Source organism: Streptosporangium sp. OZ121, assembly GCF_051918885.1.
GTDB lineage: Bacteria > Actinomycetota > Actinomycetes > Streptosporangiales > Streptosporangiaceae > Streptosporangium.
Window position 1 is genome coordinate 1 of record NZ_JBPXMC010000041.1, and the last position, 13808, is coordinate 13808.

Genomic DNA, 13808 nt, shown 5'->3' on the forward strand with positions numbered 1-13808 from the left:
CCCGACTTCGAGACCAGGCCGATGCGGCCCGCGCTGGTGATGTCGGCCGGGATGATCCCCGCGTTGGAGGCGCCGGGCGAGGCGATGCCGGGGCAGTTGGGCCCGATGATCCGGGTCTTGCCGCCCTTGGCGACCGCGTACGCCCAGAACTCGGTGGTGTCGTGGATCGGGACGCCCTCGGTGATGACCACGCAGAGCGGGATCTCGGCGTCGATGGCCTCCTTGACGGCGTCCTTGGTGAACGCCGGGGGCACGAAGACGACCGACACGTCGGCGCCGGTCTCCTTGACGGCCTCGGCGACGGTGCCGAAGACGGGCAGGCCCTCGTGGACGGTGCCCGCCTTGCGGGCGTTGACGCCGCCGACGACGCGGGCGCCGGAGGCGAGCATCCGGCGGGTGTGCTTGGTGCCCTCACCGCCGGTCATGCCCTGGACGATGATCTTGCTGTTCTCGTTCAGCCAGATGGCCATTACGCACCTACCGCGGCGAGCTCGGCGGCGCGCTTGGCCGCATCGTCCATGGTGTCCACCAGTTCGACGCCGGAGAGCTTGGCGTCGGAGAGAATCTGACGCCCGAGTTCGGCGTTGTTGCCGTCCAGGCGGACGACCAGCGGGCGGCTCACGCTCTCACCGCGGGCGTCCAGCAGCTGGAAGGCCGAGACGATGCCGTTGGCGACCGCGTCGCAGGCGGTGATGCCGCCGAAGACGTTGACGAAGATCGACTTCACCGCGGGGTCGGAGATGATGATCTCCAGGCCTGCCGCCATCACCTCGGCCGAGGCGCCGCCGCCGATGTCGAGGAAGTTGGCGGGCTTGGGCTGACCGGGGAACGCCTCGCCCGCGTAGGCGACGACGTCCAGGGTCGACATGACCAGGCCGGCGCCGTTGCCGATGATGCCGACGGAACCGTCGAGCTTGACGTAGTTGAGGTCCTTGGCCTTGGCCGCGGCCTCCAGCGGGTCCTCGGCGGCCTTGTCCTCGAAGGCCGCGTGGTCCGCCTGGCGGAAGGACGCGTTGTCGTCGAGGGTGACCTTGCCGTCGAGGGCCTTCACCTGGCCGTCGGCGGACAGGATCATCGGGTTGACCTCGACGAGGGAGGCGTCCTCGTCGACGAAGGCGCACCAGAGCTTCTCGATGAGCTCGGCGGCGCCGTCGAGCGCGGCCTCCGGCAGCCCCCCGGCCTGGGCGATCTCGCGGGCCTTGGCCCGGTCGACGCCGTCCAGGGGAGAGACCGGGACCTTGGCGACCTTCTCGGGGGTGCTGTGCGCGACCTCTTCGATGTCCATGCCGCCCGCCGCGGAGCAGATGGCGAGGAACGTACGGTTGGCGCGGTCGAGCAGGAAGGAGAAGTAGTACTCCTCCGCGATCGCGCTGGCTTCCTCGATCAGGACCTTGTGGACCGTGTGGCCCTTGATGTCCATGCCGAGGATGTCGGTGGCCTTCCGCTCGGCGTCGGCGGCGTCGTCGGCGACCTTCACGCCTCCGGCCTTGCCTCGACCACCGGTCTTGACCTGGGCCTTGACAACGACACGGCCGGTCAGCTGCTCGGCTGCCGCCCGTGCCTCCTCCACGGTGTGCGCGACCACGCCGCGCGGCACCGGGATGCCGTACTCCGCGAAGAGCTCCTTCGCCTGATGTTCGAACAGGTCCACGAGGGTCCGTCCTTGCTTGTCCGGCTGGTGTACAGATGTGAGCGAGCCGACTCCATGATCCAAGGGGGAGCCCGGCGGTTTTGCGCCAATGAAGCCTAGCCCGCCTCATGGCATGACCAGGTAACCGGGTTCCAGATCGTACGCCCCGAACGCTGCCCGCGCCGAACCGGCCGGTCCGGCCGCCGGTCCCGCGAGCCGGTTCACCGGGCCTGCGGGCGATCTGTCAGAGGTTCGTCGGACAGGCGAGGGGCGACCGGAGCACCGGCGAGAGGTCCGTCGAACGGGTGGGGACCGCCAGACGGACGCGGCATCGTCAAACGGGCGTAAGGACCGTCAGACGGGCGAGGGGATCGCGCTCCGCACCCAGTCGACGATCTCCTGGGTGGTGGCGCCCGGGGTGAAGACGCGTGCGACGCCCATCTCCTGGAGGGCGGGCATGTCGGCCTCGGGGATGATCCCGCCACCGAACACCACGATGTCGCTCGCGTCGTTCTCCTTCAGCAGCTCCAGCACCTTGGCGAAGAGCGTCATGTGCGCGCCCGACAGGATGGACAGACCGACCGCGGCGGCGTCCTCCTGGATCGCGGTGCGCACGATCTGCTCGGGCGTCTGGTGCAGGCCGGTGTAGACGACCTCCATCCCGGCGTCCCGCAGCGCCCGCGCCACGATCTTCACGCCCCTGTCGTGACCGTCCAGCCCCGGCTTGGCGATGACGACGCGGATCCTCGACACGGCATCCATCCAGACCTCCTTGTCTGCGCTCCCCTCGCGACGTGGGAGCTGTCCGCAGCGTAACCGGCCGCGCCGCGCCGAGCTCGGCGGGCCACCGCGAACCACGGTACAGCGGTACGAATTTCACCGCCTTTCCGTACGGCGCAACGGCCCGTCTCCCCCGGCGGCCGCGCCCCGGTTGAACCGGCCGGAATGCGCGGCGGAACCGGGGCCGTACGGAAAAGGAAAACTGACCGTCCGTGATTGTTCGGAAACGAAGCCGGGTTCCCGGTATAGGGGATGACGGCGCGCCAAAGGTCGGCAGAACCTCTCTGCACCGAATGTGCACGGTTAATTCAAGGCAATCCGCCAAATGCGCTACCGTTCCGTGATCTTTCTCCACAAGAATGTGTCGTCCCTCCCCCAGCGGGGTGGAGGGATCAATCAGGAGGACATCCCTTTGAAGCGATACATCGCCGGGCTGGCGTGCGCCGCAACGGCCATGCTGGGCGTTCCGGCGCTGGCATCGACCGCGCACGCACAGGCCGCCGATCCGATCAGCGCACTGAAGAAGCAGTTCAAAAACGGCCGGGGCGTGACGTACGTCGACACCACGAAGGGGCGCGCCTCGTACGGCAGCGCGGTCGTGGCTCAGCGCAAGGGGGTGTTCCAGTTCGGCGCCTCCGGAATCAACGCGTCCGACCAGACCACCAAGCTGCGCATCAAGGCGAGCGACATCGCGGAGATTACCGAGAACCTGAGCGAGGAGGAGAGCAAGGTACTGGTCGGTCTGACCAAGCCCGAGCGGGTGATCCGCGTCAAGAACACCTCCTACGTCTCCGGCGGCATCTTCGGCCAATTCCTGCCCGAGGACAAAACGTGGCTTAAATTGCCGGGCGTTCTGGGCAACACCGGCCGGTTGAGCCAGCTCGTCAACCCCGCCGAGCCCGCGACGCTCAAGGCCCTGCTCGCGCGCGCCACGGTCAAGCGCCCGACCGCCTACTCGGGAAAGATCACTTTCGGCGAGCTCTACAAGGTCTCACCGTGGTTCCGGGCCGGCATCTTCGTTCCCCCGACGGCCAAGCAGTCGAAGACCGTGGTGCAGTGGAAGCTGGCTCTCGGCTCCGACCTGCTCCCGAGGAGCCTGACCACTTCCTATCCCGCGAGCGCCCTGGCCGCCCCGCCGGGAATGACCATCTCGGTCGAGACCCGCTACACCGGCTGGGGCTCCAGGGTGACGGTCAAGGCGCCGCCGGCCGATCAGGTCGCCAAGCCGGACGATCTGGACGAGGGCGTGGAGACCGACACCCCCATCCCCCTGCTGAGCGGCGGCAGCTGATCACCCGGGGCTGATCACACGGCACCGGTTCGTCCCGCGCTGATCACACCACACCGATCGCACGGCACCGATCGTCCCGCGCTGATCACATCTCGCACCACACGGGCCGCGCCCGGCGGGTTTCCTCCGCCGGGCGCGGCCTGCGGCGTCCGCCGACGGCGCGGAGCCCGGCACCTCTGTCGATTCTTGATCCAATATTTCGGGATATAGGGAAGAATCTTCTTCCACCCTCCGCGACGACGCGAGGACACCTACGGGAGGACCCCCTCGATGAGGCGAATCATCGCCGTCCTGACCGGCGCCACCATGGCAGCCCTGATCGTTCCCACGCTGGTGACCGTCGCCCCGGCGGGCGCCACGACCACCCGGACCGCCCAGGCCGGCGCGGCCGACCCGGTCTCGGCGCTGAAGCGCCAGTTCAGGACCCACCGGGGCGTGAAGCTCACCGAGAACACGAAGATCGTCGGTGAGGGCAAGAAGAGCCGGACGATCTTCACCCGGCGGAGCGGGGTGCTGGAGTTCGGCAGGACCGGCATGGTCGCCTCGGACCTGACCACCAAGTTCAACCTGCCTGTGCCGGACAGCGAGCTCAAGGGCCTGTTCACCCCGTCGCGGACGATCTCGCTGAAGGGCGTCAGCTACACCTCGGGCGGCATCTTCGCCGAGTCCATGCCCGAGGGCAAGAAGTGGCTGCGCACGCCAAGTGGCACGCTCTCCCTGGTCAGCGCCTTCCAGCAGATCATCAGCACCGTCGAGCCCGGCACGCTCAGGGCGACCCTCGCCCACACCCGCGCCAAGCGCCCCGGCGGGACGTGGGACGGCACCCGGACCACGGTCCACTCGGGCACGATCACGCTGGCCGAGCTCTTCAGGGTCTCTCCCGCGGTGCGCACGATGCTGGGCAGGAAGCCCACCGGCAGGTCCGCGACGCTCCCGGTGACCTGGAAGATCTATCTCGGCTCCGACCAGCTGGTCCGCCGGATCGTGTCGTCGTACACGGAGTTCACCCAGGGCCTCAACAGCACCGAGCTGACCTACGTCAACGACACCCGCTACACCGGCTGGGGCACCAAGGTCACGATCAAGGCACCGCCCGCCGGCCAGGTGGTCGAATTCGACGAGCTCCTCGGCGACGTCACCCAGCCCGAGGACCCCGTCCAGGAGCTCTTCAAGGGCTGAACCGGCCCGGGGGGACCGGGGACCGGACCGGACCGGACCGGACGATGGCGTGACGGACGCGATCCGACCGGCAGGCACATGGGGGCGCCACCGATCACATCGGCGGCGCCCCCAGCCATGCGTGGCCGCTACCCGAACGAGACCGAGCGGATCCACCTCGCCGATCGGGTGCGGGAGAAGGCATCGATCCGCGAGATCGCGCGCGAGCTCGGCCGCGCCACGCGCAGGCCCCGCCGCCTGGCGCACGCCGCGTCGGCTGATCCGCGGCTGAACGGCACGGCCTCGAGGACGCGGGTCATCTGGTTCCGGCGGCGCCCGCAGCGACGAGTCCCAGGAGGTTGTCGTGAATCTCGGTGAACCGGGTACGCACCGCTTCCGCGGCCTTGGCGACATCGCGCGCGGCGGGGTCGTGAGGCCGTTCGAGCAGCAGGTGGACGGTGTCGGCGAGGGCGGTTTCCGGATCGTCGATGCTGAGCGGGCCTGCGACATCGACGTTGTTCATGACGGTGCTGAACCCGACCAGCACGGCGTGCAGGGCGTACATCTGCTTGGGCAGCGGGAGGTCGTCGCGCACGATCCCGTGGTCGCGCAGGATCGTCACGACCGCGTTGCCCAGCGCGCTCGTGGTGGCCCCGGCGAAGCGCTCCTGGTCGGCGGGGCGGTGGAGCAGCTGCCGCAGGGCGCTGTCGTCGCTCATGAGCCACCGCAGCCACGGGTTGCCCAGTGTCGTGCGGATGAGCAGCGGAGCGAGACGGCGGGGCAGGATGGACTGCGGGTCCTGGGCGATCTGGGTGTTGATGGTGTCGATCCAGGCCAGCACCTCGCGCGCGGCCAGCCCCACGAGCAGGTCTTCCTTGGTCTCCCAGTACAGGTAGACCGTGCCCTTGCCCACACCCGCGGCCGCGGCGATCTCGGCGATGGTCACCTTGCGGACGCCGTGTGCGAGGACCAGCTCGCGCGCGCTGTCGAGGATTCTGGCCGCCTTGACGGAGTCGTGTTCGATCAGCCGTCTCACCGTCGGGGTTCCTCCCGTTCGCTCTTCGGCGGCATGATGTCACGTGGATTCACGGAGGTGAACCCTACCGTGCGGCGGACCCGGGTCCGGGTCACGTCCAGGCGATGTCGATCGTCTTCATCCGGGAAGCCTTGCTGCGGTGTTTGGCCTCCGAGAGGAGCGTTCTGCCGAGCGTGGTCCCCGCCACGTGGTCGAAGACGAACCGGAGCCCGTACTCGGTGCGGCCGGCCGGGACGAAGAGCTTGCGCATGGCCATGCCGGAGCCCTGGTGGAACTCGATGAAGGGGCGGAGTCTCTCCTCCCAGGCGCGCAGCGCCCGCGGCACGTCTCCGGGATACCGCTCCAGCATCGTGCCCAGCACGTCGGCCCCGGCCAGGCCGCTGGAGGCCCCCATCCCGGAGTAGAGGGTCAGGCACCACGCCGAGTCGCCGACGAGCACCACCCTGCCCTGGTGCCACGTGTCGAGCCGCACCTGCTCGGCGGTGTCGAACAGGCGGTCAGGCGCCTGCTCGAACCGGTCGAGCAGCCAGCCGAGCGTCGCACCCGTGGGCTCCGGTCCGAACACCGCCCGCAGCGAGTCGATGGCGGGCCGGGTGAACTCGCCGTCCACATCGTCGGTCCGGTAGTTGAACAGCACCGTCGGTGGCCGGTCGGCGAAGGCGAACACCCATGCCGACCGGCCCAGCTCGGACATGACGATTCCGTCCGTGCCCCGGAAACCGGGGACCGGGCCGGGCAGGGCACACGCCGCGAGCATGTAGCCGAGACGGTGAAGGCGGCCCTCATCGGGCCCGAACGCCAGCCGGCGCACGGTCGAGCGCAGGCCGTCGGCCCCGACCACGAGGTCGAACCGTTCGGTGGTCACCGTCCCCGCGGCCCGGTCCTCGATGTCGACCCGCACGCTTTCCGCGTCCTGGCGCAGCGCGACCGGAACGGACGAGTAGCGGATCTCCACGTCCTCGGGCAGGGCGTCGAACGCCGCCTGCTCGACGTCGCCGCGCACGACCGGGCGTGACTCGCCGGCCACGGCCTCGGTGAAGCCCATGCCGCGCCGCCGCCGGCCTGCGCGATCGACGTTGTAGTAGGCGATGTCCGTCGAGAAGCGGTTCGGCACCTCGATGCCCAGGCGCTCCGCCGCGGTGATCCCGGTGCCGAAGAGGGTGAGGAAGTACCCGCCGCGGCGGCGTTCGGCTGCTTTCTCCAGGACGACAACGTCCCAGCCCGCCTTGCGCAGCCGCAGCGCGGAGGCGGTTCCGCTGACGCCGAGCCCGACTACGAGAACCCGCTGTCGCGGGGTGGTGTTCGTCTTCATGCCCGCAGACTATAGTTTCTGACCAGATTGGTCATATGGTCAGTCTCGTTCGATGTGAACGGAGTTCCCGCCATGCCAACCGTTTTCGTCCACGGCTTCCCCGAGACGCCGGAGGTCCGGGAGCCGCCGCTCGTCGAGCTCGGCCACCGGTGGATGACCCGGGACCCCGGCCGTGGCGCCCGGGTACTCACCGGTTTCCGGGACTCGCCGGACCGCTGACGAGCCGAGCGGCTCGAACTGCCGAGCGGGTGCGATCGGCGGTCACATTCAGCCCCTCGTCCTTGTCTTGCTTGTCGAGTCGACGAGAAAGGACGGAACGCAATGATGAAGAAGGAAGGAAACGCGATGAGGATTGCGGTGGCCGGAGGAACCGGCTGGGTCGGCAGGCTGGTGGTCGAGCGGGCGCGCGAGCAGGGCCACGAGGTCGTGGTGATGTCCCGGTCGAGCGGCGTCGACCTGATAACGGGAGCCGGTCTCGACGACGCGCTGCGCGGTGTGGACGTCGTGATCGACGTGGCGAACGTGACGACGCTCAGCCGCAAGACGTCGGTGGCGTTCTTCGAGACCGAGACACGCAACCTGCTGGCGGCGGAGGAGCGGGCGGGCGTACGCCACCACGTGCTCCTGTCGATCGTCGGGGTCGACCGGGTCGACTCGGGCTACTACTTCGGCAAGCGCCGCCAGGAGGAGCTGGCGCTGGCCGGCCCGATCCCGGTGACGCTCCTGCGGGTGACGCAGTTCCACGAGTTCGCGGCGCAGATGCTCGACAAGGTGCCCGGTCCGGTGAAGGTGGCGCCGTTGATGCTGAGCCGGCCGGTCGCCGCCTCCGAGGTCGCCGTCGAGCTCGTGCGCCTGGCCGAAGGCCCCGCCCAGGGCCGGGCGACCGAACTGGCCGGCCCCGAGGTGCTGACGATGGCATCGATGATGCGCCGCCTGGCCAGAGGCAAACTGGTGCTGACGGTGCCCGCCGGCAAGGCGATGGCGAACGGTGGCGTGCTGCCGACCGGCGACTTCCGCAGCGGGAAGATCACCTTCGAGCAGTGGGCGGCGTCGCGATGACCGTGACGGCCAAGCGCTGGATGGCCGGGTTGCTGGCGGTGGTGGCGGCGTACCAGGGGGTGTGGGCGGCGGCGTTCCCGCGGTCGTTCTACGACGACTTCCCGGCGCCGGGGTTCCACTGGGTCGCGGCGCTCGGCCCGTACAACGAGCATCTGGTCGTCGACATGGGGGCGCTCAACCTGGCGCTGCTGGTGCTGAGCGTGTGGGCGCTGCGCCGGCCGACCCGGGAGTCCCTGGTGGTGACCGGGGGCGCGTGGTCGATCTACAACGCGATCCACTTCCTGTGGCACATGCTGCACCTGCACGTCTTCCCCGTCATCGACAAGGTCAGCGTGGCGGTGATATTGGGTGGCCTCCTGATCCTCTCGATCCTCATGATGCTGCCCGTCAAGGAGCCCGGACCCGGTCCTTCCTGACGCCTCGGCGAGGACGCCGGGCAAACGCGCCAACCGCTCCCGGGCCCCTCCGCCTTCCCCGGACGCTCATCCGGGGAAGGCTAGAGCTTCTCCAGGGGCGCGTACGCCAGCAGCAGGGTCTTCTCTCCCCCGCCACCGAAGTCGATCTTGACCTTGGTCTTCTCCGCGACGCCGTCCACGGACACGACCGTGCCCAGGCCGAACTGGTCGTGGGTGATCCGGTCGCCGGGGGTCAGGTTGGGGATCTGCCTGCCGCCGGGCTTCCTGGCCGGGGCGGGACGGGAGTCGCGGCGGGTGGCGGCGCTCCAGGCGCTCTTCTCCGGGTCGCTGCGCCAGTCGACCAGCTCGGACGGGATCTCGGCGACGAACCGGGAGGCCGGGTTGAACGCGGGCGAGCCCCAGGAGCTGCGGACGGCCGCCCTGGAGATGTAGAGGCGCTGCTCGGCCCGGGTGATGCCGACGTAGGCCAGGCGGCGCTCCTCCTCCAGCTCCTTGGGCTCGCCGAGCGAGCGCATGTGCGGGAAGACGCCGTCTTCCATGCCGGTGAGGAACACCACCGGGAACTCCAGCCCCTTCGCGGTGTGCAGCGTCATCAGCGTCACCACGCCCTGGCCGCCGTCGGCCGCCGGGATCTGGTCGGCGTCGGCGACCAGGGAGACCTGCTCCAGGAACTCCACCAGCGTGCCCTCGGGGTTGGCCTCCTCGAACTCGGAGGCGACCGAGATCATCTCGTCCAGGTTCTCCAGGCGGCTCTCGTCCTGCGGGTCGTTGGAGGCCGTGAGCTCCAGGCGGTAACCGGTGCTCGCCAGCACCTCCTGGGCCAGCTCCGAGGGCGTCATGTCGTCGGCCTTCACCATGAGCTCGTCCATCAGCGCGACGAACTCCTTGATGGCCTTGAGCGAGCGGGTGGCCATGCCCGGCGCGTCGTCCGCCCGGCGGAGCCCCTCCCAGTAGGGGATCCGCTCCCTGGTCGCGAACGCCTCGACCATCGCCTCGGCGCGCTCGCCGATGCCGCGCTTGGGCACGTTGAGGATGCGGCGCAGCGACACCACGTCGTTCGGGTTGGACAGGAAGCGCAGGTAGGCGAGCAGGTCGCGGACCTCCTTGCGCTCGTAGAAGCGCACCCCGCCCACCACCTTGTACGGCAGGCCGGTCCGGATGAAGATCTCCTCGAACACCCGGGAGGCGGCGTTGGTCCGGTAGAACACCGCGACCTGGCCGGGCACGACGTCCTCGTGGTCGGTGAGCCTGTCGACCTCCTGCGCGACGAACATGGCCTCGTCGTGCTCGTTGTCGGCGACATATCCGATGATCTTCGCCCCGGCGCCCTGGTCGGACCAGAGGTTCTTGGGCTTGCGGCTCGCGTTGCGCGAGATCACCGCGTTGGCGGCGGACAGGATCGTCTGGGTGGAGCGGTAGTTCTGCTCCAGCAGGATCGTCCTGGCCTCCGGGTAGTCGCGCTCGAACTCCAGGATGTTGCGGATCGTCGCGCCACGGAAGGCGTAGATCGACTGGTCGGCGTCACCGACCACGCACAGCTCGGCCGGGGCGACCCCGCCCTCCATGCCCTCCCTGACCGTGTCCCCGTCGGCGGTGCGCGGCTCGGGACGGCCGGCGATCTCGCGGATCAGGGTGTACTGGGCGTGGTTGGTGTCCTGGTACTCGTCCACCATGATGTGGCGCCAGCGGAGCCGGTAGTGCTCGGCCACGTCGGGGAAGATCTGGAACAGCGTCACCGTCAGCATGATGAGGTCGTCGAAGTCCATCGCTCCGGCCTCGGTGAGCTTCCGCTGGTAGTTGCGGTACGCCTCGGCGAGCTTGCGCTCCAGGTGGGTGGACGCCTGGGCCGACGCCGTCTCGTAGTCGATCAGCTCGTTCTTGAAGTTGCTGACCTGGGCGGAGAACGATCTCGGCGGGTAGCGCTTGGGGTCGAGGTCCATCTCGCGGCAGACCATCGCCATCAGCCGCTGGGAGTCGGCCTGGTCGTAGATGGAGAAGCTCGTCGGGAAGCCCAGGCGCCTGGCCTCGCGGCGCAGGATCCGCACGCACGCGCTGTGGAAGGTCATCACCCACATCGCCGCCGAGCGCGGGCCGATGAGCCGGTCGACCCGGTCCTTCATCTCCCTCGCGGCCTTGTTGGTGAAGGTGATCGCCAGGATCTCCTGCGGCTGCACGCCCCGCTCGCCCAGCAGGTAGGCGATGCGGTGGGTCAGCACCCGGGTCTTGCCGGAACCCGCGCCCGCGACGATGAGCAGGGGGCTGCCGTGGTGCACGACGGCCTCGCGCTGCTGGGGGTTGAGCCCGTCGAGCAACGGATGGGTCAGGGAAGAGGCTGGGATCGACACGTCCCCTAGGTTAGAGCGACCGACCGACAACCGGGTCCAGCCATCGCAAAGGAATGCGGGCGGACTCCCCCGCGGTTGTGATGACGGAGCGGTACGCGGAAAAACGGAAAGGTCTTCTCATGCTGCCCGAGAACGAGATCAACCGCGTATTGGCGGTCACCGCACACCCCGACGACGTCGACTTCGCCGCCGCGGGCACGATCGCGCTGTTCACCGACCGAGGCGTCGAGGTGACCTACTGCGTGGTCACCGACGGTGACGCGGGCGGCTTCGACCGCGAGCTGGACAACGGCGGCATGGCCGAGTTGCGCCGGACCGAGCAGTCCAACGCCGCCAAGGCCGTCGGCGTGACCGACGTGCGCTACCTCGGCCACCACGACGGGACCGTGGTGCAGAGCCTGGAGCTGCGGCGTGACATCACCCGGGTCATCCGGCAGGTCAGACCCGACCTGGTGATCACCCACAGCCCCGAGCGCAACCACCGGTTCATCGCCCCCAGCCACCCCGACCACCGCGCGGTCGGCGGCTGTGCCCTCGACGCCGTCTACCCCGACGCGCGCAACCCGTACACCTTCCCCTCGCTGCTGCTCGACGAGGGGCTGGAGGCCTGGACCGTCCGCGAGGTGTGGCTCAACGGCGGCCCGACGCCCGACCACCACGTGGACGTCACCGACACCTTCGACCGCAAGCTCGCCGCCCTGCGCGCCCACGCCAGCCAGATCGGCCACCTGGAGGACTTCGAGAGCTTCCTGCGGGGCCGCTTCTCGCAGATCGCCGTCGAGGCGGGCTTCGGCGAGGGCCGCTACGTCGAGGCCTTCCAGCGGGTCCCCACCGCCTGATCCTCCCGAGGGCCCGAAGAGCGCCGCAGGGGGGCGGACCGCGACCGGAGCACCGCTCCCGCCGGGAGTCCGAAGGGCGCCCGGCGGGAGGAGCCGGGCCCTCCTCGCGGTCGCCGCCGAGGACCTGGGAGCCTGGAAGGCACCCGACGGGAGGTCCGCGCCGTTGAACAGCATCGACCTGTCCCTCGCCACCGCCGTCGTCGTCCTCCTGCTGGCCGTCGGAGCCGCCGCCGTCGCCCGGCTCGGCCGCCTCGGGCACGCGCCCGCGGTGCTCGTGGCGTGCCTGCGCGCCGCCGCCCAGCTCGGCGCGGTCTCCCTGATCATCGTGTGGGCCGTCGAGCACGCGCTCGCGGTGGCGGTCTTCGTGCTGGTCATGTACGGGGTGGCGAGCGTGACCGCGGGACGCAGGATCACCTCGGGTTCCGCCGTCCGGTGGGCCGCGGTGCCCATCGCGGCCGGGACCCTGCCGGTCCTGGCCCTGCTGTTCGGCAGCGGCGTCGTCCCGCCGCTGGGCATCACGCTGATCCCGGTCGCGGGCATCCTGCTGGGCGGGTGCCTGACGGTCACGGCCCTCGCCGGACGGCGGGCCCTGGACGAGCTGGCCCGCCGGCGCGGCGAGGTGGAGGCGGCGCTCTCGCTGGGCTTCTCCGAGCGGGACGCGGCGCTGGAGATCTGCCGCCCGCCCGCGGCGCAGGCGCTGGTACCCGCGCTGGACCAGACGGGAACCGTGGGCCTGGTCACGCTGCCCGGCGCCTTCGTGGGGATGCTCCTGGGCGGAGCCGGCCCGCTCCAGGCCGGAGTGGTGCAGCTCGTCGTGCTGGTCGCGCTGCTGGCCGCGGAGGCGGTGGCCGTGGTCGTCACGATCGAGCTCGCCGCCCGCGGCCGCTTCGGCGGTCAGCGGCCGGGGGCGGGCCTGTCCGGCGGGGCCAGGCGGGCGAACAGGTAGCCCAGGGAGTTGGTCGCGACGTGGAACATCGCGGGAGCGGCCAGGCCTCCCCTCCTGCGCAGCTCGGTGAAGAGCACCCCGGCGAGGCCCGTCGTGATCACCGACCCGGCCACGACGCGCGCCACCTGCCACGCGGGCGCTCTCTCAGGCACCCCGGACACCCCGGGCCCGCCCGGTGTGCCCTGCGCGTCATGCGCGTCCCGCGCGTTCCGCGCGTTCCGCGCGTCCGTTCCGGTGGGCGTGTCCGGGGCGCCGGGAGTGTGCCCGCCCCCCGGCCCGCCCCCGGGCCCGCTCCCCGGACCCTCCGTACCGGGATGACGGGCGGCCGGGACGTCGAGGGCCTCCCCCCCGGCCAGGCGGCTCAGGGCGGGGTTGGCGGCCATCATGTCGACGGCGGGCAGGATGTGCCAGAGGCCGAAGAGAACCGAGGAGACCACGGTCGCCGTACCGTGGCCGTGGGAGCGCGCGACGAGGGCGTGCAGCACCCCGCGGAAACCGACCTCCTCGAGCAGGACCGTGCCGACCGGCACCTGGAGCAGTGCCTCCTCCAGCGCGCGGGCGCGGGACAGGGACAGGGCGCGCTCGTCGCGGAAGAACCGGCGGGTGGCCGGGACGGCGATGCCCACGGTGTAGGCCGCGGCCACGGCGGAGACGAGCGCGCCGCCGATCCGCAGGCCCCGCGCGCGCCGGTGGAATCCCAGCTCGGCCCAGGAGAGCCCGGACCGGCGGGCCATGACGACCAGCGCGCCGGTGGCCGCGGCCGAGGTCAGCGGCGCCAGCCTCGGCGCCACGCGGTTGTTGAGCACGTTGGCCGCCACCAGCACGGCCACCGCGCCCGCCCGCACGCCCGCACGCGTGCCCGCGGACACACCGGGCACCGCCTCGGGTCCGGCGCACGCGGCTCGCCCCGGCTCGCGCTCCATGCCCACGACTGCCCACGACTCCCTCGGACGCCGTCTCGCGCCCCGCGTGCCGGGCCGCGCCGGGGACCGTGAT

Annotated in this window: 14 protein-coding genes; 7 read left to right on the forward strand and 7 right to left on the reverse strand. The window is 70.5% G+C overall.

Annotated features, from left to right (window positions below; genetic code table 11):
- The 3 genes from ACTOQ1_RS39355 to ACTOQ1_RS39365 form a co-directional block, all read right to left on the reverse strand.
- Positions 1-470 (reverse strand): CoA-binding protein (locus ACTOQ1_RS39355; RefSeq protein ID WP_440073304.1); only part of this gene is annotated, 470 nt, incomplete at its 3' end.
- Positions 470-1651, reverse strand: a complete 1182-nt coding sequence (sucC, locus tag ACTOQ1_RS39360) for an ADP-forming succinate--CoA ligase subunit beta (RefSeq protein ID WP_440073305.1) — start codon at positions 1649-1651, stop codon at positions 470-472. The genes sucC and ACTOQ1_RS39355, both read right to left, overlap by 1 nt.
- A gap of 333 nt (positions 1652-1984) precedes the next feature.
- The gene (locus ACTOQ1_RS39365; RefSeq protein ID WP_440073307.1) at positions 1985-2392 is read right to left on the reverse strand and encodes a cobalamin B12-binding domain-containing protein; all 408 of its coding nucleotides are present in this window, start codon (positions 2390-2392) and stop codon (positions 1985-1987) included.
- 430 nt (positions 2393-2822) lie between these two features.
- Between ACTOQ1_RS39365 and ACTOQ1_RS39370 the strand changes: the two genes are divergently transcribed.
- The gene (locus ACTOQ1_RS39370; protein WP_440073308.1) at positions 2823-3701 is read left to right on the forward strand and encodes a hypothetical protein; all 879 of its coding nucleotides are present in this window, start codon (positions 2823-2825) and stop codon (positions 3699-3701) included.
- 270 nt (positions 3702-3971) lie between these two features.
- Positions 3972-4880 carry a hypothetical protein gene (locus ACTOQ1_RS39375; protein WP_440073309.1) on the forward strand — a complete coding sequence of 303 codons (909 nt, stop codon included), beginning with the start codon at positions 3972-3974 and terminating at the stop codon, positions 4878-4880.
- Positions 4881-5175: 295 nt separating this feature from the next.
- Here the strand turns inward: ACTOQ1_RS39375 and ACTOQ1_RS39380 are convergent, their stop codons facing one another.
- Positions 5176-5895: a TetR/AcrR family transcriptional regulator gene (locus ACTOQ1_RS39380; protein WP_440073311.1), complete on the reverse strand. Its 720-nt coding sequence runs from the start codon at positions 5893-5895 to the stop codon at positions 5176-5178.
- Positions 5896-5986: 91 nt separating this feature from the next.
- Entirely contained in the window at positions 5987-7207 is a 1221-nt protein-coding gene (locus tag ACTOQ1_RS39385) for an FAD-dependent monooxygenase (protein ID WP_440073312.1), read from the reverse strand.
- A 72-nt stretch (positions 7208-7279) separates the two neighbouring features.
- Between ACTOQ1_RS39385 and ACTOQ1_RS39390 the strand changes: the two genes are divergently transcribed.
- The 3 genes from ACTOQ1_RS39390 to ACTOQ1_RS39400 all read left to right on the forward strand — a co-directional run bounded on the left by ACTOQ1_RS39390 (position 7280) and on the right by ACTOQ1_RS39400 (position 8682).
- Positions 7280-7426 carry a hypothetical protein gene (locus tag ACTOQ1_RS39390; RefSeq protein WP_440073313.1) on the forward strand — a complete coding sequence of 49 codons (147 nt, stop codon included), beginning with the start codon at positions 7280-7282 and terminating at the stop codon, positions 7424-7426.
- 126 nt (positions 7427-7552) lie between these two features.
- Entirely contained in the window at positions 7553-8266 is a 714-nt protein-coding gene (locus ACTOQ1_RS39395) for an SDR family oxidoreductase (RefSeq protein ID WP_440073315.1), read from the forward strand.
- Entirely contained in the window at positions 8248-8682 is a 435-nt protein-coding gene (locus ACTOQ1_RS39400) for a hypothetical protein (RefSeq protein WP_440073316.1), read from the forward strand. The genes ACTOQ1_RS39395 and ACTOQ1_RS39400 overlap by 19 nt, the downstream gene beginning before the upstream one ends.
- An 80-nt stretch (positions 8683-8762) precedes the next feature.
- On the opposite strand, the gene pcrA is transcribed toward ACTOQ1_RS39400, so the two are convergent.
- Positions 8763-11027 carry a DNA helicase PcrA gene (gene pcrA / locus ACTOQ1_RS39405; protein WP_440073318.1) on the reverse strand — a complete coding sequence of 755 codons (2265 nt, stop codon included), beginning with the start codon at positions 11025-11027 and terminating at the stop codon, positions 8763-8765.
- 119 nt (positions 11028-11146) lie between these two features.
- Here pcrA and ACTOQ1_RS39410 point away from each other — a divergent pair, with 119 nt between their 5' ends.
- Both ACTOQ1_RS39410 and ACTOQ1_RS39415 read left to right on the forward strand, forming a co-directional pair.
- Complete coding sequence (locus ACTOQ1_RS39410) at positions 11147-11866, forward strand: PIG-L deacetylase family protein (protein ID WP_440073319.1); 720 nt, start codon at positions 11147-11149, stop codon at positions 11864-11866.
- Positions 11867-12029: 163 nt separating this feature from the next.
- Positions 12030-12812, forward strand: coding sequence for an ABC transporter permease (locus ACTOQ1_RS39415; RefSeq protein WP_440073320.1), 783 nt, complete (start codon positions 12030-12032; stop codon positions 12810-12812).
- Here the strand turns inward: ACTOQ1_RS39415 and ACTOQ1_RS39420 are convergent.
- Complete coding sequence (locus ACTOQ1_RS39420; RefSeq protein ID WP_440073321.1) at positions 12761-13735, reverse strand: CPBP family intramembrane glutamic endopeptidase; 975 nt, start codon at positions 13733-13735, stop codon at positions 12761-12763. The genes ACTOQ1_RS39415 and ACTOQ1_RS39420 overlap by 52 nt on opposite strands.
- Between the last annotated feature and the right edge of the window lie 73 nt (positions 13736-13808).

What these genes read in the sequence shown, in the direction of transcription:
- ACTOQ1_RS39395 (WP_440073315.1), top strand. Translation starts at nt 7,553, where the DNA reads ATGAGGATTGCGGTGGCCGGAGGAACCGGCTGGGTCGGCAGGCTGGTG.
- ACTOQ1_RS39375 (WP_440073309.1), top strand. Translation starts at nt 3,972, where the DNA reads ATGAGGCGAATCATCGCCGTCCTGACCGGCGCCACCATGGCAGCCCTG.
- ACTOQ1_RS39365 (WP_440073307.1), bottom strand. Translation starts at nt 2,392, where the DNA reads ATGGATGCCGTGTCGAGGATCCGCGTCGTCATCGCCAAGCCGGGGCTG.
- ACTOQ1_RS39420 (WP_440073321.1), bottom strand. Translation starts at nt 13,735, where the DNA reads ATGGAGCGCGAGCCGGGGCGAGCCGCGTGCGCCGGACCCGAGGCGGTG.
- ACTOQ1_RS39385 (WP_440073312.1), bottom strand. Translation starts at nt 7,207, where the DNA reads ATGAAGACGAACACCACCCCGCGACAGCGGGTTCTCGTAGTCGGGCTC.
- ACTOQ1_RS39390 (WP_440073313.1), top strand. Translation starts at nt 7,280, where the DNA reads ATGCCAACCGTTTTCGTCCACGGCTTCCCCGAGACGCCGGAGGTCCGG.
- ACTOQ1_RS39410 (WP_440073319.1), top strand. Translation starts at nt 11,147, where the DNA reads ATGCTGCCCGAGAACGAGATCAACCGCGTATTGGCGGTCACCGCACAC.